The sequence below is a fragment of the Burkholderia lata genome (assembly GCF_902499335.1).
Classification (GTDB): domain Bacteria; phylum Pseudomonadota; class Gammaproteobacteria; order Burkholderiales; family Burkholderiaceae; genus Burkholderia; species Burkholderia lata_B.
Genome location: NZ_CABVQK010000017.1, coordinates 13,811 through 36,451, shown reverse-complemented (window position 1 = coordinate 36,451; position 22,641 = coordinate 13,811). Strand labels below are relative to the sequence as shown.

Genomic DNA, 22,641 nt, shown 5'->3' with positions numbered 1-22,641 from the left:
GCGGTGTCCCGCCGGCCGGGCTGCCGCCAGTCAGACCGCGCCGCCGTACGCGCGCACGAAGTCGCCCAGGCCGCGGTTGTAGCCGGCGCCGACCGCCTTGAACATGAATTGGCCGTCGCGGCGATAGAAGCTGCCCACCTGCACCGACGTCTCCATCGAGAAGTCTTCCTCGAGCGCGTATTTCGCGATCACCGCGCCCGACACTTCGTCGGCGATCTGGATGTAGCTGTTGCGCACCTGGCCGAAATTCTGGCGACGCGCTTCGGCCTGGTCGATCGTCACGACCACCGAGATTTCCTCGATGTCGGCCGCGAGCTTCGTCACGTCGATGAAGATCACTTCGTCGTCGCCGTCGCCGCTGCCCGTGCGGTTGTCGCCGCTATGCACGACACCCAGGCACTTCGACGCGGGCATCCCGCGCTTCGGGAAATCGTCGCCCGGCTGGATGAAGGTGTCCTTGCGCTCCATCGTGCGCACTTCGCTGTTGTAGAACACGAAGTGCTGATCCGAGATCAGCTTCGGATTGCTCTGCGCGTCGTACTTGCACAGGAACACCGACACGTCGAGATCGAAATCCGTACCCGTGTCGGTCGAGTTTGCATCCCAACCGAGACCGATGCGGAACTTCTGCGTGCCGGGCGCTTCCTTCGACAGGTTGACGCGACCGCCTTTCGACAAATTGATCATCTGAACCTCTTCTGCTGGAACCGCCGTTGTGCCGGCGGCAATGCCGGGCCGCCCTGCGCGGCCCCTCGTTGATGGTGTTCGACCCGCGCGTGACGCGTGGTTACTCGCCTGCGACGGCAGTCCGGTCTTCCTTGCGCTGCACGACGATCGACGACCACACGGCCGCGGCGATCATCGCCGCGCCGACCAGGCCGGTGATGACCTCGGGCACCTCGAACTTCACGCCGAGGAACATGATCGTTGCAAGCGCACCGATTGCCCAGAACGCGCCGTGTTCGAGATAGCGGTATTGCGCGAGCGTGCCCTTCTTCAGCAGCACGAGCGTCATCTCCCGGATATAGGCCGCGCCGACGCCAAGGCCCAGCGCGATCAGGAAGATGTTGTTCGACAGCGCGAATGCACCGATCACGCCGTCGAAGCTGAACGACGAATCGAGCACTTCGAGATACATGAAACCCGCGACGCCTTCGCGCACCACGCGCGTACCCGTTTCCTCACCGCCGATCAGATCGCCGATGCCGTGGGCGATCACGAAGCTGATCACGCCGAACGCACCCGCGAGCAGGAAGCCCACTTGCTCGACCGCCGGCACGTAGAGCGACGCGATGATGATGATCGCGAGCGTCAGCGCCACTTCCAGCGCCGTGATGCGGCCGAGGTGGCTCATCGGGCCTTCCAGGAAGCCGATCCAGTGCTCGTCCTTCTCGGTGTCGAGCATGAACTTGAAGAACACCATCAGCAGGAACGCGCCGCCGAATGCGGATACCTGGTGATGCGCGGACGTGAGGATCGACGCATACTGCTCCGGCGACTCGATCGCGAGCTTCAGCGCGTCCCACATGCCGATGTGGCCGATCACCGCGACGATCAGCAGCGGGAACACGAGCCGCATGCCGAACACGGCGACCGGCAGGCCGAACACCATGAAGCGGTTGCGCCACTTCTCCGACCAGTTTTTGAGCACCGATGCATTGACGACCGCGTTGTCGAGCGACAGCGAGATTTCGAGCACCGACAGGACCGCGACGATCAGCATGTCCTTCACGCCGCCGAGGAGATAGGCCGCGATCAGCGCGAGCACCGTAAGCGACAACGGGATCTTGAAGTCTTTCAACATGATGGGGGTAATCGAGTTCTGGATAAAAGGCGGGCGGGCTGCGCTTACTTCGCGCGCACCCAGTTGCAGAATTCCTGCGTGATCAATTGTTCGTAGATATGTTCGTCGCTGACGTCGAGCGATTCGAGATGCAGGAAGCCGACGTTCGGCATCTCGTCCGCGACTTCCGCGAGGAAACCGAATTCGCTCGGATCGCCGACGCCGACGAGCGACCAGTACAGCGGGTAGTGCTGCGACTCGGCCAGCAGTTGGCGCACGCGCTTGCGGTCGTTCTTCGGATTCTGGCCGTCGGTGACGAACAGCACCCATGCGGGCAGATGGCCATTCACCGGCGCGGAGACGGCCGGCGCGGGCGTGTCGTCCGAACCGCCGAACAGCCGGCTCAGGAAGCCGCGCTTCTCTTCGCGCTTCGGCGACGGCTCCGGCGCGCGGAAGAAGAAGTCGACGATGTCGTTCATCACCGGCGCGTACTGCGTGCCGCCCCACTTGTCGATCCGCGCTTCGAGCACGTGGTCGGAGATGTACGAGCCGTAGTTGTCCGGCGTCGCGGTCGGCAGCCGGTCGTAGCCTTCGGTGAAGGTCCACGTGTCGACTTCGCCGTTGTCGTCGAACTTCAGAGCGATGCCGAGGATCCGGTCGTGCGTGTCCTGGATCACGCCCGACTGATACAGCGGCTTCGCGGAGCCGGAGATGTCGAGCGCCGCGCCGACGCGCACGACGGGCGGCTTCAGGATCTGGCGTTTTTCGAGGACGATCGCGACCTTCGCCGCGCGTTTCTCAAGCGTAATCATGCGGTGTTCTCTCGGTTCTTTCAGTTGTGCTTCGGAGCGAATCGGGTGATCAGGTCCTGTTCGAGCTGGCGCAGGCGCGGTGCGTCCTGCTCACGCTGGCGCTTGCCGTCGGCGATGATCTGCGTGACGTCGTCGAATGCGCCGAACAGCTGCTGCTGCGCGTATTCGAACGTGTCGGTCGAGATCACCGGGCGCTGGCCGAGCTTCGCGACTTCCTGCGCGTTCTGGCGGTTCAGGTCGGCCTGCGCGCGGATCGCCTCGTCGGCCGCTTCGTACGTCGCGTTCGCGAGCGCTGCCGCGCGCTTCGTGCTGAGTTGCTCGAGGTAGAGCGCGAACGCGTTGGTCCACGCGGGGATCAGCACGGTCTTGATCGTCATGAACTTCGACGTCAGCGTGCGTTTCTGGTCCTGCTCCATCCGGATCTGCGGCGCGAGCTGCTTCGACATCAGCATCGCGCGGTCGAGGTCGTCGAGCTTGCTTTCGAGCGCGTCGACCTTGCGCTTCACGTCGAGCAGGCGTTGCGCGGCGAACGCGTCGTCCGCCGGCTGCTGGCCGGCCGCGAGATGCGCGCGCAGCGTCGCGAGCGCCGTTTCGCCGTGCGCCTTCGACTGCGCGAGCTCCTGGTGCAGCGCGTAGTTGTCGTTGTACATCCGCTCGAGTTCGTCGATGCCGGCCTTCTGGCGCTGCGCATGGTTCTCGAGTTCGACGACGAGCGTGTCCATCCGCTTGCTCACCGACTCGTATTGCGACAGCAGCTTCTCCTTGGTCGAGCGGAACAGCCGCGTGACCTGCGTGAGCAGCCCGCCCTTGTCGGCGCCGCGCGGGTCGAGCCCCTTCGCGGTCGCGATGAGTTCGTTGAGCTTGTCGCCGAACTGGTCGGCATCCGACGCGCGGACGCTCGCGAGAATCTGCTGGGAAAAGGCCGCGATCCGCGTGCCCTGCGTCGCGCCGAGCTGGTCGATCTCGTCGACGGTGATCAGGCGGGCGTTCTCCACCGGGCGTGCTGCCGGCACGGCAACGGCGGCGGTGGGCACGGTGGCGAGCACGGCAGCGGGTGACGAAGACGGGGTGGAAGGACGATCGCTGACCGCATCGGAGTTCTTGTCGTCGAATAGCGGCTTCATGTGGCTACCACGTTTCCTTTTCTGCTTTTTGCTGCGTGTTGTCATGCGCGCGAGGCGCGCATCCGCGATTGCCGCCGTGCTCTCTCACGGGCGGCAGACGGACAATAAATGGCTCGAGCGCCTTGCGTCAAGGGAAGGAATTCTTTCACCTTCCATTCATTTTGTAATGTTTCGAGCGAACGCCATGCCCGACCGTCGCCGTTCCTGCCGCCATGCATGTTGGCCGCGCAGGATTCGGACACATCAAAACTTACATGTCTGATCAATGCGAAAGAGAAATGAAACCGCCCGTTTTGGCGGGTTTCAGACGGCGCACATGCACGGGCAACGCACTCGCAAGCGCCGATCGCGCATTACCGGTCCTGTATGCGATTCATCCCTAGCCGCGGCAACACGAACGGCACCGATCGGTCACGAATCGTGAAATCCCACCGTCCGTCGATGTCGACGAACGTCGCGCTGAAATGCCGGTCGTCGGACCATGTCATGTCGTCCAGATGGCACGACGCGTACATCGCGCCGACCGTGCGCCGCGCGAGCTCCTTCAACGGTTCCTTCGACACGAGCGTGAACGTGACGGCCTCCTCGAACAGGCAGTCGTAGTCGGTGACGAGCAGATAGGCGGACGGCGTCTCGAACTGGCGGAGCAGCACATAGCCGGACACGGTGAGGCCGCAACGCTCGCCGCTCACGAGCACATGAGTGCGCGACGGCCAGGTTTCATACGGACCGTCGTGCGTTTCGAGCGTGAAGCGCTCGATCGGCTTCATCGCCGGGCCGGTTGGCCAGGAACGTGTTCCCGAAACATCGCCGCGTCAGTTCGCGGCCTTGCGATACAGCGCGACATACCCCGCGAGCATCAGCAGCAGCGACCCGCTGACGCGGTTCAGCCACTTCTCCCCGGCTGCTTTCCACACGCGCACCGAATGCACGCCGAGCAGCGCGTAGCCGGTCATCCCGACAACGTCGATCGCGACGATCGTCGCCGCGAGGATCGCGTACTGCGGCGCGATCGCATGCGACCGATCGACGAACTGCGGCAGCAGCGCGGACATGAACAGGTAGTACTTCGGGTTGCTCATTGCGACGAAAAAGCTCTTCAGGAACGCGGTCCGGCGATCGGGCGTCGCGGGATCGAACGCCTGCGCAGCGGCAGAGCCGCCGGATGACAGCAGCATCCGTACGCCGACATAGGCGAGCCACGCAGCGCCGGCCAGCTTCAGCGTGACGAATGCCGTTTCCGACGCGTCGAGCAGCATCCCGAGACCCAACCCGACCAGCGCAACGAGCACGACATCGGCCGTGACGGCACCCAGCATGCCGACCATCGCGTGACGCAATCCGTACCGCGAGCCGTTGCTCATCGCGAGCAACACCGTCGGGCCGGGCGTCGCGACGCCGACGGACAGGATCAGGGCAAAAGCGAGCAAGGCGGACAGCGACATGGCGTGGCGTTCCTTCTGAAGGGAGCTTGCGTACGGGAAGGCGTCGCCGTCTCCCCCGCGCGGGCCGCTGCCGGCACGCGCGAATCATGACGACGAAGTTGAACGGCTCATGATCGCATGTTCGCCTCGATGCCCGCTCGGTGGCGATGCGACCTCGATCCCGCCCCGCGCTCGCCCGCCATCCCGGATAGTGAGCGATCATTTTCGTAAACGACAATGATTCTCGTTTACGTTAGACTCCGCCGCTCGATAAAAAAAACGTCCGCGACAGCACGGACGCATCACACCGCCCGGATTCCGACTTGCCGCCCTGGGATGGATTACCGACCACACCCGATTTGCGTCCCATGTCGACACTTTCGTTACCCGCCCGGCGTCTCACGCCGATTGCCTTCGGCATTGCGCTGACCTGCGCGCTCGCTCCCCCCGCGCAGGCCCAGCAGGCCGCGTCCGCCGCCACTGTCGCGCCCGACACGTCGGTGCTGCCGTCGATCAACGTAACGGGCGCCGCCGAGCCGCTGCCCGGCGACCTCGCGCCGACCTACGCGGGCGGCCAGGTCGCGCGCGGTGCGGACTACGGCGTGCTCGGCCGGCAAAAGGCGAGCGACGTGCCGTTCAGCATGACCACCTACACGTCGAAGCTGATCGAGGACCAGCAGGCGCGCACCCTCGCCGACGTGCTCGACAACGATCCGGCCGTGCGCAGCGCGTCCGGTTACGGCAACTTCTCGCAGGTATTCATCATCCGCGGCTTCCAGCTCGCCGGCGACGACGTATCGCTGAACGGCCTGTACGGCGTCACGCCGCGACAGCTCGTCCAGACCGATGCGGTCGAACGCGTCGACGTGCTCAAGGGCGCGAATGCATTCCTGAGCGGCGCATCGCCGAACGGCTCCGCGGTCGGCGGCGGCGTAAACCTGCAGTTGAAGCGCGCGGACGACAAGCCGCTTACGCGCGTGACCGTCAATGGCGAGGTGTCCGGCTCGATCGGCACGCACATCGACATCGGCCGCCGCTTCGGCAGCGAGGGCCAGTTCGGCGTGCGCGTGAACCAGTCGATCGGCGGCGGCGACACGGCCGTTAGCGACGAGCGCCACCGCAACAACGTGACGGCCGTAGCGCTCGACTGGCGCGGCGACAAGCTGCGCCTGTACGGCGACTTCCTGTATCAGCGCAAGCGGATCGACAACGGCCGCCCCGTCGTGCTGATCGGCGGCAACCAGGTGCCGGCCGTGCCGTCCGCGACGCACAACTACACGCAGCCATGGAGCTTCAGTGAGCTCGAGGATACAGTCGGGATCGTGCGCGCCGAATACGATTTCCTTCCCGCATGGACCGCCTATGTGTCAGCCGGCGCCCGACGTACGAACGAGCACGGCGACTACTACACGCCAACCTACTCGTCGTCAGGCACGACCGGCTACCGCCTGAGCGTGCCATACAAGCAGGATTCGCAGTCGGCCGAGGCCGGCGTGCGAGGTCACTTCACGACCGGCCCCGTGTCGCACTTCGTGACGGCCGGCGCGTCGTTCATCCGCATCGACAGCCAGACCGCGTACACGATGTCGGGCACGTTTCCGACGACGCTCTACGATCCGGCGCCGGTCGCGTTCCCGCCGACCGCCTATGCGGGCGGCGACATGAGCGACCCGGGCACGGTCACCAAGACCTGGCTGCGCAGCGTCGCGGTGTCCGACACGCTCGGCTTCCTCGGCGACCGCGTGCTGTTCACGATCGGCGCGCGCCGCCAGTCGATCTCCGTCGACAATTTCGACTACACCGGTGCCGTGTCGTCGACGTACAGCGACGCGATCACGACGCCCGTGTTCGGTCTCGTCGTCAAACCGTGGCAGAACGTATCGATCTTCGCGAACCGCAGCGAGGCGCTCGCGCAGGGCGAAATCGCGCCGAACACCTCGCGCAATGCGGGCCAGTCGCTGTCGCCGTTCCGGTCGAAGCAGGTCGAGGCCGGCATCCGCTACGACACCAGCAAGTACGGCGCGTCGCTCGCGCTGTTCCAGATCGAGAAGCCGATGGCATACACCGATCCGGTGTCGAAGCTGTTCGGCGCCAACGGCACGCAGCGGCACCGCGGCGTGGAAACGGCCGTCTACGGCGAACCGTGGAAAGGCGTGCGGCTGATCGCGGGTGCGACGTACATCAACGCGACGCTGCAGAACACGGCGGGCGGCGCGAACGACGGCAACCGGCCGATCGGCGTGCCGTCGTTCCTGCTCAATGCGGGTGCAGAATACGACGTGCCGATGCTGCGCGGCCTCACGCTGACCGCGCGCTGGATCCACACGGGCCCGCAGTACGTGGACGTTGCGAACACGGCGTCGATCCAGGCGTGGGACCGCTACGATCTCGGCGCGCGCTACGCGACTGAACTGTTCGGCCGGAAGACGACGTTCCGCGCGACCGTGCGCAATGTCACGAACAAGTCGTACTGGTCGTCGACGACCGGCGGGTACCTGACGCAGGGCGATCCGCGCTCGGTGTGGCTGTCGATGACGACGGATTTTTGACGATCACGGAAGGGAGTGGCGGGCTGCCACCAGAGTTTGCTATACTCTCGGTCTTCCGGAGAGATGGATGAGTGGTTTAAGTCGCACGCCTGGAAAGCGTGTATAGGTTAATCGCCTATCGGGGGTTCGAATCCCCCTCTCTCCGCCAGTATTTAAATGCCCGCGCCAGCGGGCATTTTCGTTTCTGGAGAGAAGCAAGCCGACAGTTCGGCTTGTGCGGGAGATTCGAAGGGATTCGCTTGCAAGCGAATCCGCGGCCCGCGCTCGTGTGGGCGAATCCCCCTCTCTCCGCCAGGACATCAGCAAAAACGGGCCGCTCGGCCCGTTTTTCATTTCCGCACGCCAAAACGCCCGTCAATCACCGGTGTGGCGACCGTTGGCGGCGCCCGTGACGTGCTCTTGCATCGTTGATTTCCCTCTGGTAACCGGGATGCGCGCGCTACGCAGACACGCTCGCCATCATGCGCTTCGCATCGATTTCTGCCATCAGGCATCAAGCGCGGGTACCGCGCCATGCTATTCAACGCGCTTCTTGTCGCTCCATTGTCTTTCTCGGCCCGACGACGCCCATTCAGCCCGTCATTCGAAATTGAATAACGATCGTGAATCCGCATCACGGATTCGGCTTCTCAAATTTTCCGGTATGCGACCGTTACACTGACTTCCCGAAAAACAACCGGATCCAGCGCCCTTGCGTGGCCGGCCCCCGCTTCCTAGTCTGGGCCGAGCGTGCAGCGCAAAGCGAATCCCGAACACCGCACGCTAAAGATGTGTATTCTCCTGACGATATCCAGGGTTTCATCACCGCGAGTCAGATCCATGCGATTGAGTCCACGGTTCGCCATGATGTCTGTCGCGGCGACAATGCTGTCAGCTTGCGCAACGGCATTTTCGCCCGCGACGATCAGCACCACCGTCGCGGTCACATCTCCCCCGCCGCTCGAGAAATCGCTGCGCGACGGCGGATCGTCGACCGACCTGTCGGTCATCGGTCAGCCTGCATCTCAATTTCGCACGCTTCTTTCGGTTCGCGAATGCGCTGCCGCCAAATGCGCGGCGGGAATCGCCAAGCCGACGCTCGCGGTCACGGTCCAGCGCGTGTCCGAAGGACAGGCAGCGATACGCTTCTCGGTCAACGGCGAGATCGGCAGCAGCCAGACGCTGAAATCGCAAGCCGGGAAAGCCACGTCGGAAGTGACCATGTCGATCCCGTCGGGCGTGACGCCGATCAACGATCAATTTGCCGTTGAACGGGTCGCGACGATCAAGGTTGGCGAGTTCCGACACGTGGCCTTGCCGCATGGCATCCGTGCCTATGTCTGCGTCGCCATACCGAACGCCAATGGCGTGACGGATGGGAGCTGTGATTTCAGCCGCGTGCAGACGACCAAGGGCGCCGAGCTCGCCATTTCGGCGCTCTGACCGGCCCGTCACCGCGCCGGTACGGGCGGATCGCGGCACTTGAGCAATACCGAACGCCCCTCGTGTCACGGATGCCGGATGTAATCCACCAGTGCCCGCGTATATTCATCCGGCTTTCGATCGAACAGACTCACGACGATCGCCACCGCGAACCCCGCTGGCACCCCGAACACCCCCGAGCTGATCGGTTCGATCCCGAACCACGTGCGCCCCGCGAACCCCGTCAGCTGCGTGAAGTACGGATAGGTGGACACGATGTAGTACACGCACACCGCGAGCCCGGTCACCATCCCGGCGATCGCACCGCGCGTCGTCGTGCGCTTCCAGAACACGCCGAGCACCAGCACCGGAAAGAAGCTCGAAGCCGCGAGCGAAAACGCGGCGCCGACGAGAAACAGGATCTTCCCGGTATTGAGCGACGCGACATACGACGCGAACAACGCGACGCCGAGCAGCAGCACCTTCGAGATCGTCACGCGCCGCTGGCTCGATGCGTCCGGCGCGACCATGCAGTAGTAGACATCGTGCGACAGCGCGTTCGCGATCGTCAGCAGCAGCCCGTCCGCGGTCGACAGCGCCGCGGCAAGCGCACCGGCTGCAATCAACCCCGACACGACATACGGCAGCCCGGCGATCTCCGGCGCGGCCAGCACGACCATGTCCGGCTGCATCTGGATTTCCGACCAGTGCACGATACCGTCGCGAATCACCTCGACGACGCTGATCAGGTCGGGTTCGAAGTGATGCCATTGCGTGACCCACGCCGGCAACTCGGCGAACGGCCGCCCGACGAGGTTCGCGAGGATCTCGTACTTGATCAGCACCGCGAGCACCGGCACGCTCAGGTAGAACAGCGCGATGAAGAACAAGGTCCAGCCGACCGAGCGCCGTGCCGACGCAACCGACGTGGTCGTGTTGTAGCGCGTCAGGATGTGCGGCAGGCTCGCCGTGCCGAGCGACAGGCACAGCAGCAGCGCAAGGAAGTTCCGCTCGCGCGGCTTTCGTTCGTCGTCGCTCGCGGCGGGAAACGGTTCGTGCATCGGCACGGGCGGTTCGGCCCGGGCCAGCAGATCGTCGCGCGCCTGCGTCCACGCGACACGCGCCGCCGCCGGATCGCGCGGGAAGTCGGCCAGTTCGCGCTCGCGCTGGCTGATCTCGCGCAGCGGCCCATTGTGGCGCCGCAGGTCGGCAAGCTGGTCGGTGAGATGACGGCGTGCGTCCGCATAGGATGCCGGTAGCCGGTCGAGCCGCGTCTGGATATCCGCGGCTTGCCGACGGTATGCGTCGCGCACCTGCTGTTCGTCGGTCGCATCGCGCACCTGCGCCTCGCGCGCCGCGACGCGCTCCATCAGCTTGCCGTAGCTGAACTGCGGCACGGGGCCGAGCCCGTTCTTCATCGCGATCAGCGACACCGGAATCAGGATCGCGCTGATCAGGATGATGTACTGCGCCACCTGCGTCCACGTGACCGCGCGCATCCCGCCGAGAAACGAGCACACGAGAATGCCCGCGAGCCCGCAGAAGATCCCGATCGCGAAATCGACGCCGATGAAGCGCGTCGCGATCAGGCCGATCCCCTGGATCTGCGCGACCAGGTACACGAACGAACACAGGATCGCCGCGCCGGCCGCCAGTGCGCGCACGGCCGTGCTCGAAAAGCGCGTCCCGAGAAAATCGGGAATCGTGTAGCGAGCGAGCTTGCGCACATAAGGCGCGAGCAGGAACGCGACCAGGCAGAACCCGCCCGTCCAGCCCATCACGTAGGCAAGCGCGTCGTAGCCGGTCGCGTAGAGCGAGCCGGCCAGGCCGATGAACGACGCGGCCGACAGCCAGTCGGCCGCCGTCGCCATCCCGTTGAACGCGGACGGCACGCGCCGCCCGGCCACGTAGTACTCGACGAGATCAGACGTGCGCGACAGCAGCCCGATCACCGCATACACGGCGATCGGCACGAACAGGAACACATAGCCGATCCAGACGCCGGAGCCGGTGGCGCGCTCGATCCGCCACATCAGCAGCACGAACCCGAGAAACCCCAGCGTGTAGAGCGCATACGCGCGAATCAGTCGATGCGTCAGCATGAGTCAGCGCCCGCCGCGTGCGTTGCCGGCCAGCGCCGCATGGTCGTCGTATGCACGGCGCAGCGTCCGGTCCGCGCGTTGCATCAGCCCGATGTAGACGACGATCAGCACGAGATACACGAGAATCGCGCCCTGCGCGCCGACATAGAACGGCAGGCTGAACCCGGCGAAGCGGATACCCGCGAGCGCGGGTGCGAAGAACGGCACGATGAACGACACCGAAAAGCCGATCACCATCAGCACCGCGATCAGCGCGACGTTGAAGCGCCAGTAGCGCGCATGGGCACGCGCGAGCGGTTCGGGAACGGGCGGTGGCGCAGCAGGCGCCGAACGGGTCGGAACGGTCATGCCGTTATGTAACAAAAAGCCCCTGCTCGGGCAATCGGGATTGCCGCGCAGGGGCTCGTGCGCGTGATGCGCAACCGGTACGGTCAGCGCACTTCGGCGAGCTGCTCGAGGATGGCCGGGTTCTCGAGCGTGGACGTGTCCTGCGTGATCGCCTCGCCCTTCGCTAGCGAACGCAGCAGGCGGCGCATGATCTTGCCCGAACGCGTCTTCGGCAGGTTGTCGCCGAAGCGGATGTCCTTCGGCTTCGCGATCGGCCCGATCTGCTTGCCGACCCAGTCGCGCAGCGTCTTCGCCAGCGCCGCAGCTTCCTCGCCTTCCGGACGCGAACGCTTCAGCACCACGAACGCAACCACCGCCTCGCCCGTCGTATCGTCCGGACGGCCGACCACGGCTGCCTCGGCCACGAGCTCGTGCGAAACCAGCGCCGATTCGATTTCCATCGTGCCGAGCCGGTGGCCCGACACGTTCAGCACGTCGTCGATCCGGCCCATGATCGTGAAGTAGCCGGTGTCCTTGTCGCGCACCGTGCCGTCGCCGGCGAGATACAGCGTGCCGCCGAGTTCCTCCGGGTAGTAGCTCTTCTTGAAGCGCTCCGGGTCGCCCCAGATCGTGCGGATCATCGCGGGCCACGGGCGCTTGACGACGAGGATGCCGCCCTGCCCGTTCGGCACGTCCTGGCCGGTTTCGTCGACCACCGCGGCCATGATGCCCGGCAGCGGCAGCGTGCACGAACCGGGCACGGTCGGCGTCGCGCCCGGCAGCGGCGTGATCATGTGGCCGCCCGTCTCGGTCTGCCACCACGTGTCGACGATCGGGCAGCGCTCCTGGCCGACGTGCTTGTGATACCACATCCACGCTTCCGGATTGATCGGCTCGCCGACGGTGCCGATGATGCGCAGGCTCGACAGGTCATAGCTCTTCGGATGGACCTTGTCGTCGGCTTCGGCCGCCTTGATCAGCGAGCGGATCGCGGTCGGCGCGGTGTAGAACACGGTGACCTTGTGGTCGCCGATCATCTTCCAGAAGCGGCCGGCGTCCGGATAGGTCGGCACGCCCTCGAACACGACCTGCGTGCCGCCGCATGCGAGCGGGCCGTACGTGATGTACGTGTGGCCCGTGACCCAGCCGATGTCGGCCGTGCACCAGAACACGTCGCTGGGCTTCCAGTCGAAGGTCCACTTCATCGTCTGCGCGGCCCACAGCAGGTAGCCGCCCGTGCTGTGCTGCACGCCCTTCGGCTTGCCGGTCGAGCCCGACGTATACAGGATGAACAGCGGATGCTCGGCACCGACCCATTCCGGCTCGCACTGGTCGGATTCGCCGGCCGTCAGTTCGTGCATCCACAGGTCGCGCTCGGCGTGCCAGTCGATCTTGCCGCCGGTGCGGCGATAGACGATCACGCTCTTCACGGCCTCGCAGCCGCCCAGCGCGATCGCTTCATCCGCGATGCTCTTCAGCGGCAGCGTCTTGCCGCCGCGCGCCTGCTCGTCGGCCGTGACAAGCGCCGTCGCGCCGACGTCGACGAGCCGCTCGTTCAACGACTTCGCGGAGAAGCCGCCGAACACGACCGAGTGCGTCGCGCCAATGCGTGCGCAGGCCTGCATCGCGACGATGCCTTCGATCGACATCGGGATATAGATGACGACGCGGTCGCCCTTGCCGATCCCGCGCTTCTTCAGTGCATTCGCGAAACGCGACACGCGCGCGAGGAGATCCGCATAGGTGACGCGCGTGACGGTGCCGTCGTCGGCTTCGAAGATCACCGCGACGCGCTCGCCGTTGCCGGCTTCGACGTGACGGTCGAGACAGTTGTACGACGCGTTCAGCTCGCCGTCGTCGAACCACTTGTAGAACGGCGCGTTGGACTCGTCGAGCACTTTCGTGAACGGCTTGTGCCACGCAAGACCCTCGCGCGCGAGACGCGCCCAGAATCCTTCGAAATCGTTCTCGGCCTCGGCGGCGAGCGCACGATAGGCCGGCATGCCGGAAATGGTCGCCGCCTGTTCGAGCGCCGCGGGCGGCGCAAACTGACGGGTTTCGTGAAGAACCGATTCAATCGCAGACATCGACTACCCCTTGGTGAACATGAATCCTCTGCATGGCGGCGCGATCGTGCGCGCCGCGTGTCTTGGCCGGCGCAAGCGCGCCGCTGTCTCCTACCCATCACCCGCGCACGGCCCGAGGGCTGCTGCGCGATGCTGCGCCGCACCACGTCGCGCGATGGCGACCGGGCGACCCGACAGTGTCCACAATAAGCGCTCGAACTTACCCGTCACTTACGCGGCACGGCCGTTTCGCCCGCCGGGCGGCGCCCGCTTGCAGCTTTACGCTGTAACGAGCGCGACCCTACAATCCTAACTGAACTCGCCTTCCGGATTCCAGCTTGAATCGCTACGCTTTCTTTCTCGTGCTGTCGATGCTGTTCGTCGGCAGCAATGTCGGTATCGGCAAATCGATCGTCGTCTTCGTCCCCGTCGCCATCCTCGCCACGCTGCGCTTCGTGATCGCGATCGCCGTGCTGTGGCCGCTGTTCAGCCCGGTGAAGATGCGCACGGTCAAGCGCGGCGAATGGCTGAACCTGTTCCTGCAGGCGTTCTTCGGCACCTTCATGTTCACGCTGCTGATGCTGAACGGCGTGCAACGCACGAGCGCGGTCGCCGCCGGCGTGATCACCAGCACGATCCCGGCGATCGTCGCGCTGTTCGCGTGGCTGATCCTGCGTGAAAAACCGAACGGCCGTGCGCTCGTGTCGATTGCACTCGCGATCGCCGGCGTCGTGACGATCAACCTCGCGAACGGCAGCGCTGCCGGGCACGGCGCGTCGTCGTCGCTCACCGGCAACCTGCTGATCCTCGGCGCGGTGTGCTGCGAATCGATCTACGTGATCCTGTCGCGCCGCCTCACGCAGACGCTCGCGCCGATCGACATCTGCGCGTACACCCACCTGTTCGGCCTGTGCCTGATGCTGCCGCTCGGCGCGACGGCCATGTGGCATTTCGATTACGCGAGCGTGCCGGCCGGCACCTGGGCGCTCGTCGTCTGGTACGGCCTGTCGGCCAGCATCTTCTCGTTCTGGCTGTGGATGAAAGGCATCCGGCACGTGCCGGGCAGCCTGGCCGGCGTGTTCAGCGCCGTGCTGCCGGTCGCGGCCGCAGCGTATGGCATCGCGTTCCTCGGCGAGCGCCCGACGCTCGCCCACGGCATCGCGCTCGCGTGCGTCGTCACCGGTATCGTGCTCGCGAGCCTGCGCGTGAAACGCGTGCCGGCTGCCGCCTCCTGATCCGTCCCTGGAAGAGCCGGCGCGTCACTGCAGTCGCGCCGGCCGACGCGTTACAATAGCGCGCCTTTTCAAGATTACCCCCGATACCTGCGCACCGCGCCCGACTTTCCACCATGTCTGCCCCGCATTCGCCCGGCCGCCCCGCGCGTCGCCCGCTTCGCCCCCTTCCCGCGCTGATTTTCATGAGCCGCTGGCTCCAGGTTCCGCTTTACCTCGGCCTGATCGTTGCGCAAGCCGTCTACGTGTTCCTGTTCCTGAAGGAAGTCTGGCACCTGCTGTCGCATGCGACGAGCCTGGACGAAATCAGCGTGATGCTCGCGGTGCTCGGCCTGATCGACGTGGTGATGATCTCGAACCTGCTGATCATGGTGATCGTCGGCGGTTACGAAACGTTCGTGTCGCGCCTCGGCATCGAGGGCCACCCCGACGAGCCCGAATGGCTCGACCACGTGAACGCGGGCGTGCTGAAGGTCAAGCTGTCGATGGCGCTGATCAGCATTTCGTCGATCCACCTGCTGAAGACGTTCATCAACCCCGACCAGCACACGATGCACGCGATCATGTGGCAGGTGATCATCCACGTGTCGTTCCTGGTGTCGGCGCTCGTGATGGCGTGGGTCGACCGCCTGACGACGCACACTCACCCGGCCCATTTCCACGAGCCGCACGCCCACGAGGCGCACGCGCCCGCAGCGAACGAGCCCCGCAAGCCGGCCGACGCAGCCGTCAACGCATAAACGCATTCCCCACAGTCCCCACAGAGTCTCAGCCATGACCGTCATCAAACAGGAAGACCTGATCCAGAGCATCGCGGATTCGCTGCAGTACATCAGCTACTACCATCCGCTCGACTACATCCAGGCCCTCGGCCGCGCGTACGAGCTGGAAGAAAGCCCGGCCGCGAAGGATGCGATCGCGCAGATCCTCACGAACAGCCGCATGTGCGCGGAAGGCAAGCGCCCGATCTGCCAGGACACCGGCATCGTCACGATCTTCGTGAAGGTCGGCATGGACGTGCGCTGGGACGGCGCGACGATGGGCCTCACCGACATGATCAACGAAGGCGTGCGCCGCGGTTACACGCACCCGGACAACGTGCTGCGCGCGTCGATCGTCAATCCGCCGGAAGGCGCCCGCAAGAACACGAAGGACAACACGCCGGCCGTGATCCACTACGAGATCGTGCCGGGCAACAAGGTCGACGTGCAGGTTGCGGCAAAGGGCGGCGGCTCGGAGAACAAGTCGAAGTTCGTGATGCTGAACCCGTCCGACTCGATCGTCGACTGGGTGCTGAAGACGGTCCCGACGATGGGCGCGGGCTGGTGCCCGCCCGGCATGCTGGGGATCGGCATCGGCGGCACGGCTGAAAAGGCGATGCTGATGGCGAAGGAATCGCTGATGGAGCCGATCGACATCCAGGAAATCATCGCGCGCGGCCCGAAGGACTGGGTCGAGGAACTGCGCGTCGAGCTGCACGAGAAGGTCAACGCGCTCGGTATCGGCGCGCAGGGCCTTGGCGGCCTGGCGACCGTGCTCGACGTGAAGATCATGGCCGCACCGACGCACGCGGCATCGAAGCCGGTCGCGCTGATCCCGAACTGCGCGGCGACGCGCCACGCGCACTTCGTGCTCGACGGTTCGGGCCCGGCCAAGCTTGAAGCGCCGTCGCTCGACGCGTGGCCGAAGGTCAACTGGGAACCGAATACCGAAACCAGCAAGCGTGTCGACCTGAACACGCTGACGCCGGAAGAAGTCGCCAGCTGGGCACCGGGCCAGACGCTGCTGCTGTCGGGCAAGATGCTCACCGGCCGCGACGCCGCGCACAAGCGCATCGCCGACATGCTCGCGAAGGGCGAGAAGCTGCCGGTCGACTTCACGAACCGCGTGATCTACTACGTCGGCCCGGTCGATCCGGTCCGCGACGAAGTGGTCGGCCCGGCAGGCCCGACGACGGCCACGCGCATGGACAAGTTCACCGAGACGATGCTCGCGCAAACCGGCCTGATCTCGATGGTCGGCAAGGCCGAGCGCGGCCCGGTCGCGATCGACGCGATCAAGAAGCACAAGGCGGCCTACCTGATGGCGGTCGGCGGCGCGGCTTACCTCGTGTCGAAGGCGATCCGCGGCGCGAAGGTGCTCGCATTCGAAGACCTCGGCATGGAAGCGATCTACGAGTTCGACGTGCAGGACATGCCTGTAACAGTTGCTGTCGATTCGTCGGGCACGTCGGTGCACCAGACCGGTCCGAAGGAGTGGCAGGCGAAGATCGGCAAGATCCCGGTCGCAGCCGCTTAAGCGCGATCGAACGAAAGGCCGGACGGAAGTCCGGCCTTTTTACTTCTCATTCTCATTATTGTGTGTGGCCGGTCATACGAGGCTGATTCTCATTACACGCAAAAGGCAGGCCCGGCAAGGCTTTGAGGCTTGGCTTTTCTCGTTCGAGCGATTATCTTTCGGTTTCTGAAGCCCCACTGAACAAGGAACAAGCCATGCAAGGCGACAAGAAAGTCATCGAATATCTGAACGCCCAGTTGAAGAATGAACTCACGGCGATCAACCAGTACTTCCTGCATGCGCGCATGTACAAGCACTGGGGCCTCGAGAAGCTCGGCAAGCACGAGTACGACGAGTCGATCGGCGAGATGAAGCACGCCGACTGGCTGATCGAGCGCGTCTTCATGCTCGACGGCCTGCCGAACCTGCAGGACCTGCACAAGCTGCTCGTCGGCGAGGAAACCGAAGAGATCCTGAAGTGCGACCTGAAGCTCGAGCAGATCTCGCAGTCCACCTGCAAGGAAGCGATCGCCTACTGCGAATCGGTTCGTGACTACGTGTCGCGCGAGATCTTCGAAAAGATCCTCGACGACACCGAAGAGCACATCGACTGGCTGGAAACGCAGATCGACCTGATCGGCAAGGTCGGCCTGCAGAACTACCAGCAAACGATGATGGGTACGCCGGAGTAAACTCTCTCCACGCTTCCCGTAATCGCCCCCAGCCCGTTCATGTCGACACCTTCCGTTATCGCAGCGACGGCCTCGACCGTCGCCCCCATCGGCATCTTCGATTCAGGGCTGGGCGGCCTGTCGGTGCTGCGCGCCGTGCGCGCGCAGCTGCCCGACGAATCGTTCATCTACGTCGCCGATTCGCACCATGCGCCGTATGGTCCGCGCGATGAGGCGTTCATTACCGAACGCACGCTAGCAATCGGCGAGTGGCTGGCCCGCGAAGGGGCAAAAGCACTCGTGATCGCCTGCAACACAGCGACCGCACGCGCGATCGCCGCGACCCGCGAACACCTGTCGATGCCGCTCGTCGGCGTCGAACCGGGCATCAAGCCGGCCGCCGCCGTGTCCGCGAGCGGCGTCGCGGGCGTCCTCGCCACGCAGTCGACGCTGAACAGCCCGCGCTTCCAGGCGCTGCTCGACCGCTACGGCGCCGGCCGCCGCTTCATCTGCCAGCCCGGACACGGGCTCGTCGAGGCCATCGAGCGCGGCGACACGAATTCGCCCGCATTGCGCGCGTTGCTCGACAGCTACCTGCAACCGATGCTCGACGACGGCGCCGATACGCTGGTACTCGGCTGCACGCACTACCCGTTCTTCACCGAAACGATTCGTGACCTTGTGGGCGACCGCCTGACGATCGTCGACACCAGCGATGCGATCGCGCGCCAGCTCGTCCGGGTGCTCGACGAGCGCCAACTGCGCGCGCCCGCCGGCACGCGCGCGGCGCCGCCCCGCTTCTGCTCGACCAGCGACGGCCGGCAGTTGCAGGTACTCGCATCGACGCTGCTCGGCCTCACTGCGCCGGTCGAATCCGTCACCATTTCCTCGCCGAACGCGCGCGCCTGCGCGACCGCCTGATACCGGCCGGCACGCCCTCCTCCGCGTGCCGTTCCACCGCCCCGACGTTTCAAGGGTCCGATGACCTTAAAAAAAGCCCGCCCCAGGCTTGTCAACGTCCGCAAATTTAATGATAATAATTCGCATTACCGTTAGCTATCGCAACTCATCATGATCGTCTGCGTGTGCAAGTCTGTTTCCGATCGCAAGATTCGCGCGTCCCTCGCTGAGGGCGTGACCTCTTTCGATGAACTCCAGTTCGAGCTCGGCGTGGCCACGTGCTGCGGCAAGTGCGAGGAGTCCGTACGCGACCTCATGGCCGAACAAGGCGTCTGCGCGAGCCAGTGCGGTGTCGAGCACCATGCTCACCCGATCCCGGTCACGTTCTACGATCGCAAGGCCGCCTGACCGGCGCCGAGTGTGCGTATGCGGCCCAGGCCGCATTTTTTGTTTTGACCGTCAGCAAGCCACCGTCTGCGCGAGCCAGCGGCTTACCTGCCAAGGAGCCTGTCATGGAATTGCTGATCGGATTTGTGACCACCGTTTGCATCTCGCTGCTGATCTTCCGCAAGTGATGCCGATTCACCCGCCGCGCCCCGGGTGCGACATCGTTCTTTCAAGCTAACATGCAGGCTTCGCATTCCGCTCCTGCCGGCGTCTTGCCGGCTGCACCACGTATGAATCCCCGAGTGATCGTCGCCGCGGTCGGTGTGCTTGCCGCACACGCGATCATGCTGACGGCCGCCTGGCTCCATCGCAACGCGCCGCCGCCGCCGAAGGAGATCGAGGTTCAGTCGATCACCGCGCAGCTCATTCCGCCTGCGCCCCCTGCCCAGCCGGTCGCGGTCCAGTCGGCCGCGCAACAGCCGACGCCGCCCAAGCCCACGCCGCGCGTGAAGCCGAAGGTCGAGCCGAAGCCGGTGCAGAAAGCAGTGCCGACGCCTCAGCCGGTCTCGCAGGCGCCGTCGCCGACGCCCGCGCCGGCAGCCGTCGCTCCGACACCGGCTCCCGCCGCGCCGGCGCCTGCTGCGCCCGCTGCAGCGCCTGGCCCGGCTCGCGAGACGATGCAGGTCAGCGCGCCGAAGAACGTATCGGCACTCGCCTGCAATTTCGTGAAGCCGACCTATCCGTCGATGTCGCGCCGTCGCGGCGAAACGGGCACGGCCTATGTTCACTTCATCATCGGCGTGACGGGCAAGATCGAAAGCGTCCAGCTGCAGAAGAGCAGCGGCTATCCGCGTCTCGACGAAGCCGCGCTCGAAGCGACGCGCGCCAGCACCTGTCCGCCGTATATCGAGAACGGCCAGGCGATCCGCGCCGCCCATACGCTGCCCTTCAACTTCACGCTTGACGACTAACCCGTCATATTCGGTAGATTCAAAGGAAACAAGAAAATGCAAAGCTACGGTATCGCGCACGTCTGGGCGCAAGGTGATTTCGTCACGCGCGCCATCGCGATCACGCTGCTCGTGATGTCGGTCCTGTCGTGGATCGTGATCGTCATCAAGGGCTGGAACGTGATCCGCCTGAACCGCCTGACGAAGAACGCCGAACAGGCGTTCTGGCATTCGGACGACTTCGACGACGGCATCAAGAAGCTCGGGCTCGCCGCCTCGACGCCGAACGACAACCCGTTCCTCGCGCTCGCGCTGTCGGGCAAGGAAGCCGCCGATCACCACCACCAGACGCAGCCGCACCTGCACGACCGCATGGACGTGTCGGACTGGGTCACGCGCTGCCTGAAGGACACGATGGACGAAGGCATCTCGCGCATGCAGAGCGGTCTCGCGATCCTCGCGTCGATCGGCAGCACGGCACCGTTCGTCGGCCTGTTCGGTACGGTCTGGGGGATCTACCACGCACTGCTCGCGATCGGCGCATCCGGCCAGACGTCGATCGACCAGGTCGCGGGCCCGGTCGGCGAATCGCTGATCATGACCGCCTTCGGCCTGTTCGTCGCGATCCCGGCCGTGCTCGGCTACAACGCACTCACCCGTGCGAACAAGGGTGTCGTCAGCAAGCTGCGCCGCTTCGCACACGGCCTGCACGCATACTTCGTGACGGGCGCGAGCCTCGCGTCGTCGTCGGCTCGCGACGGCCTGCGTCTCGCGACGCGCGCCAGCTGAGGCGGGGTGAACCATGGCAATGAACACCGGTTTCAGCGACGATGACGACGATGCAGTAATGAGCGAGATCAACATGACGCCGCTCGTCGACGTCATGCTCGTACTCCTGATTATTTTCCTCGTGACGATCCCGGCGATGCAGCATGCGGTGAAGATCGACCTGCCGCACGCCAGCAGCCAGCCCGTCGACGAAAAGCCGCAGACGGTCGACGTCGCGATCCAGGGTGACGGCACGATCCTGTGGGACGACCACACCGTCACGCGCGAACAATTGCAGGAACGCATCGCGGAAGCGGCAAAGCGCACGCCGCAACCGGAGTTGCACCTGCGTGCCGACCGCAAGGTCGCCTACGAACACGTCGCGGAAGTGATGTCGGATGCACAGGCAGGCGGCCTGACGAAGCTCGGCTTCGTGACGGAGCCGACCGCGAAAGCGAAGTAACGCACGCGCTGTACGAGGTGCCGGTAGCACCTCGTCGGCCGTACCTAGCCGGCCGCACCTCGCCGGCCGCGCCTCGCCGGCCGCGCACAAAGTAAAAGGCCTTCATCGCCAGATGAAGGCCTTTTTTCATGCGCACGCGGGCGCCTTCGGGCGGCGGGCTCTTTGGCGGTATCGGTTGCGCCTCGAGCAACGCAAATGCGACTCTGCCGTGGTCTGCACGGACTGCGCGTTCTGCCCTATCTGGCTCGCAATATATGCGGCCACCTGATTTCGCTCAGAACTTCCTTCACGAAATGGGATTTCAATATAGGCCCGCGCGCCCGCGCATTCAAGGTTCTGGCGATTGAAACTTGCGATTGCAGGCGACGCTTCAATGACAAAACAAATTTGCCTCGCCGTGCACGTCGTGTTCAGGTCGCCGAAACATCGGCCGCCGCTTCCTTCTTCGCACGCTCCGGGCACCCCGGATCCTTGTAGGCGCCGTGATCGAGCTTCTCGACCAGATAGTCGACGAACGCACGCACCGCGGGCGGCATCCCCTGCCGCGACACGAACACCGCGTACAGTTGCGGCACCGGCAGCGTCCAGCCCGGCATCACGGGCGACAGTTGCCCCGCGCGCAGCGCGTTGCCGTACATCATCTCCGGCAATGCCGCGATGCCGAGGCCATCGAGCACGGCTTCGCGGATCGTCATCAGGTCGGCCGTTACGAGCCGCGGCTCGTGCTCGTGCACGTGACGCGTACCGTCCGGCGCGATCAGGTTGAACACGTGCCGCCCGTCGACGCTCGGCGTATCGAGTGTCTCGAATCCGCTCAGGTCGTCCGGCACCAGCGGCGGCGCATTCTGGCTCAGCAGGCTCGGCGCGCCAACCAGCATCTGCTCGGTGCGCCACAGCGGCCGCACGACGATGTTCGCGTTCTGCGGCGGCTCCGAGCGCACGCGCAGCGCGACGTCGATCGAATCCTCGAACAGGTCGATCACGCGATTCGTCACGCGGACGTGCACCTTCACCTCGGGATAGCGGCGCAGGAATTCGGGCAGGATGCGCGACAGCATCGTCTGCGACAGCGTCACGGGCACGCTGACGCGCACCGAGCCGCGCGGCGACGAGCGCAACTGCTGGACCGCGTTCATCGCGGCCTGCGCTTCGGCCAGCATCGCCTGGCAATGCTGGTAGAACAGCTCCCCTGCCTCGGTCAGCGCGAGCTTGCGTGTCGAGCGCTGCAGCAGGCGCACGCCGAGCGCCGCCTCGAGTTCGGTCAGGCGCCGCGACAGGCGCGATTTCGAGATGCCCAGCACGCGCTCCGCGGCCGAGAAACCGCCGTGTTCGACGACCTGCGAAAAGTACATCAGGTCGTTCAGGTTATGTGCATCGATATTCATCTCATCGTTCCATTTTCAGA

At 65.0% G+C, this 22,641-nt stretch carries 21 protein-coding genes and 1 tRNA gene; 12 read left to right on the top strand and 10 right to left on the bottom strand.

Translation table 11 applies throughout. From position 1 onward, the window contains the following. Window positions 1–30: 30 nt before the first annotated feature. From BCO18175_RS33210 to BCO18175_RS33185, 6 genes are all read right to left on the bottom strand, one after another. A complete protein-coding gene (locus tag BCO18175_RS33210) occupies window positions 31–687 on the bottom strand; it encodes a TerD family protein (protein ID WP_174987253.1) in 657 nt (218 codons plus the stop codon). A gap of 100 nt (window positions 688–787) precedes the next feature. Continuing rightward, on the bottom strand, window positions 788–1,804 hold the full coding sequence (locus tag BCO18175_RS33205) for a DUF475 domain-containing protein (protein WP_174987251.1): 1,017 nt from the start codon (window positions 1,802–1,804) through the stop codon (window positions 788–790). Between the two features lie 44 nt (window positions 1,805–1,848). After that, the gene (locus BCO18175_RS33200; protein ID WP_174987249.1) at window positions 1,849–2,595 is read right to left on the bottom strand and encodes a VWA domain-containing protein; all 747 of its coding nucleotides are present in this window, start codon (window positions 2,593–2,595) and stop codon (window positions 1,849–1,851) included. Between the two features lie 20 nt (window positions 2,596–2,615). After that, complete coding sequence (locus BCO18175_RS33195) at window positions 2,616–3,719, bottom strand: toxic anion resistance protein (protein ID WP_174987247.1); 1,104 nt, start codon at window positions 3,717–3,719, stop codon at window positions 2,616–2,618. 353 nt (window positions 3,720–4,072) lie between these two features. Further along, on the bottom strand, window positions 4,073–4,489 hold the full coding sequence (locus tag BCO18175_RS33190) for a hypothetical protein (RefSeq protein WP_174987245.1): 417 nt from the start codon (window positions 4,487–4,489) through the stop codon (window positions 4,073–4,075). Between the two features lie 45 nt (window positions 4,490–4,534). Next, window positions 4,535–5,164, bottom strand: coding sequence for a LysE family translocator (locus BCO18175_RS33185; protein ID WP_174987244.1), 630 nt, complete (start codon window positions 5,162–5,164; stop codon window positions 4,535–4,537). Window positions 5,165–5,511: 347 nt separating this feature from the next. Between BCO18175_RS33185 and BCO18175_RS33180 the strand changes: the two genes are divergently transcribed. The 3 genes from BCO18175_RS33180 to BCO18175_RS33170 all read left to right on the top strand — a co-directional run bounded on the left by BCO18175_RS33180 (window position 5,512) and on the right by BCO18175_RS33170 (window position 9,114). After that, a complete protein-coding gene (locus tag BCO18175_RS33180; RefSeq protein WP_174987243.1) occupies window positions 5,512–7,692 on the top strand; it encodes a TonB-dependent receptor in 2,181 nt (726 codons plus the stop codon). Between the two features lie 57 nt (window positions 7,693–7,749). Next, window positions 7,750–7,840, top strand: a tRNA-Ser gene (locus BCO18175_RS33175). 671 nt (window positions 7,841–8,511) lie between these two features. Beyond that, a complete protein-coding gene (locus BCO18175_RS33170; protein ID WP_174987242.1) occupies window positions 8,512–9,114 on the top strand; it encodes a hypothetical protein in 603 nt (200 codons plus the stop codon). A gap of 65 nt (window positions 9,115–9,179) precedes the next feature. On the opposite strand, the gene BCO18175_RS33165 is transcribed toward BCO18175_RS33170, so the two are convergent. From BCO18175_RS33165 to acs, 3 genes are all read right to left on the bottom strand, one after another. Beyond that, window positions 9,180–11,195, bottom strand: coding sequence for a sodium:solute symporter family protein (locus BCO18175_RS33165; RefSeq protein WP_174987241.1), 2,016 nt, complete (start codon window positions 11,193–11,195; stop codon window positions 9,180–9,182). 3 nt (window positions 11,196–11,198) lie between these two features. Beyond that, complete coding sequence (locus tag BCO18175_RS33160) at window positions 11,199–11,543, bottom strand: DUF4212 domain-containing protein (RefSeq protein ID WP_174987240.1); 345 nt, start codon at window positions 11,541–11,543, stop codon at window positions 11,199–11,201. An 83-nt stretch (window positions 11,544–11,626) separates the two neighbouring features. Further along, window positions 11,627–13,609 carry an acetate--CoA ligase gene (gene acs / locus BCO18175_RS33155; RefSeq protein ID WP_174987239.1) on the bottom strand — a complete coding sequence of 661 codons (1,983 nt, stop codon included), beginning with the start codon at window positions 13,607–13,609 and terminating at the stop codon, window positions 11,627–11,629. A gap of 317 nt (window positions 13,610–13,926) precedes the next feature. Between acs and BCO18175_RS33150 the strand changes: the two genes are divergently transcribed. The 9 genes from BCO18175_RS33150 to BCO18175_RS33110 all read left to right on the top strand — a co-directional run bounded on the left by BCO18175_RS33150 (window position 13,927) and on the right by BCO18175_RS33110 (window position 21,236). Next, a complete protein-coding gene (locus BCO18175_RS33150) occupies window positions 13,927–14,823 on the top strand; it encodes a DMT family transporter (RefSeq protein WP_027786899.1) in 897 nt (298 codons plus the stop codon). A gap of 113 nt (window positions 14,824–14,936) precedes the next feature. Continuing rightward, window positions 14,937–15,560: a TIGR00645 family protein gene (locus BCO18175_RS33145; protein WP_174918926.1), complete on the top strand. Its 624-nt coding sequence runs from the start codon at window positions 14,937–14,939 to the stop codon at window positions 15,558–15,560. A 34-nt stretch (window positions 15,561–15,594) separates the two neighbouring features. Further along, window positions 15,595–17,118: a fumarate hydratase gene (locus BCO18175_RS33140; protein WP_174987238.1), complete on the top strand. Its 1,524-nt coding sequence runs from the start codon at window positions 15,595–15,597 to the stop codon at window positions 17,116–17,118. A gap of 194 nt (window positions 17,119–17,312) precedes the next feature. Further along, complete coding sequence (gene bfr, locus BCO18175_RS33135) at window positions 17,313–17,789, top strand: bacterioferritin (RefSeq protein WP_039370101.1); 477 nt, start codon at window positions 17,313–17,315, stop codon at window positions 17,787–17,789. A 39-nt stretch (window positions 17,790–17,828) separates the two neighbouring features. Then, complete coding sequence (gene murI / locus BCO18175_RS33130) at window positions 17,829–18,689, top strand: glutamate racemase (RefSeq protein WP_174987236.1); 861 nt, start codon at window positions 17,829–17,831, stop codon at window positions 18,687–18,689. A 150-nt stretch (window positions 18,690–18,839) separates the two neighbouring features. Continuing rightward, window positions 18,840–19,076 (top strand): (2Fe-2S)-binding protein, encoded by a 237-nt coding sequence (locus BCO18175_RS33125; protein WP_174987234.1) that lies wholly within the window; start codon window positions 18,840–18,842, stop codon window positions 19,074–19,076. A gap of 218 nt (window positions 19,077–19,294) precedes the next feature. Beyond that, a complete protein-coding gene (locus tag BCO18175_RS33120) occupies window positions 19,295–20,026 on the top strand; it encodes an energy transducer TonB (RefSeq protein WP_174987232.1) in 732 nt (243 codons plus the stop codon). A 36-nt stretch (window positions 20,027–20,062) separates the two neighbouring features. Continuing rightward, window positions 20,063–20,794, top strand: a complete 732-nt coding sequence (locus BCO18175_RS33115) for a MotA/TolQ/ExbB proton channel family protein (protein WP_174918922.1) — start codon at window positions 20,063–20,065, stop codon at window positions 20,792–20,794. Window positions 20,795–20,807: 13 nt separating this feature from the next. After that, window positions 20,808–21,236 (top strand): ExbD/TolR family protein, encoded by a 429-nt coding sequence (locus tag BCO18175_RS33110; protein WP_021163407.1) that lies wholly within the window; start codon window positions 20,808–20,810, stop codon window positions 21,234–21,236. Window positions 21,237–21,646: 410 nt separating this feature from the next. Here BCO18175_RS33110 and BCO18175_RS33105 read toward each other — a convergent pair whose 3' ends face one another. Then, on the bottom strand, window positions 21,647–22,621 hold the full coding sequence (locus tag BCO18175_RS33105) for a LysR family transcriptional regulator (RefSeq protein WP_174987230.1): 975 nt from the start codon (window positions 22,619–22,621) through the stop codon (window positions 21,647–21,649). Window positions 22,622–22,641: the final 20 nt, after the last annotated feature.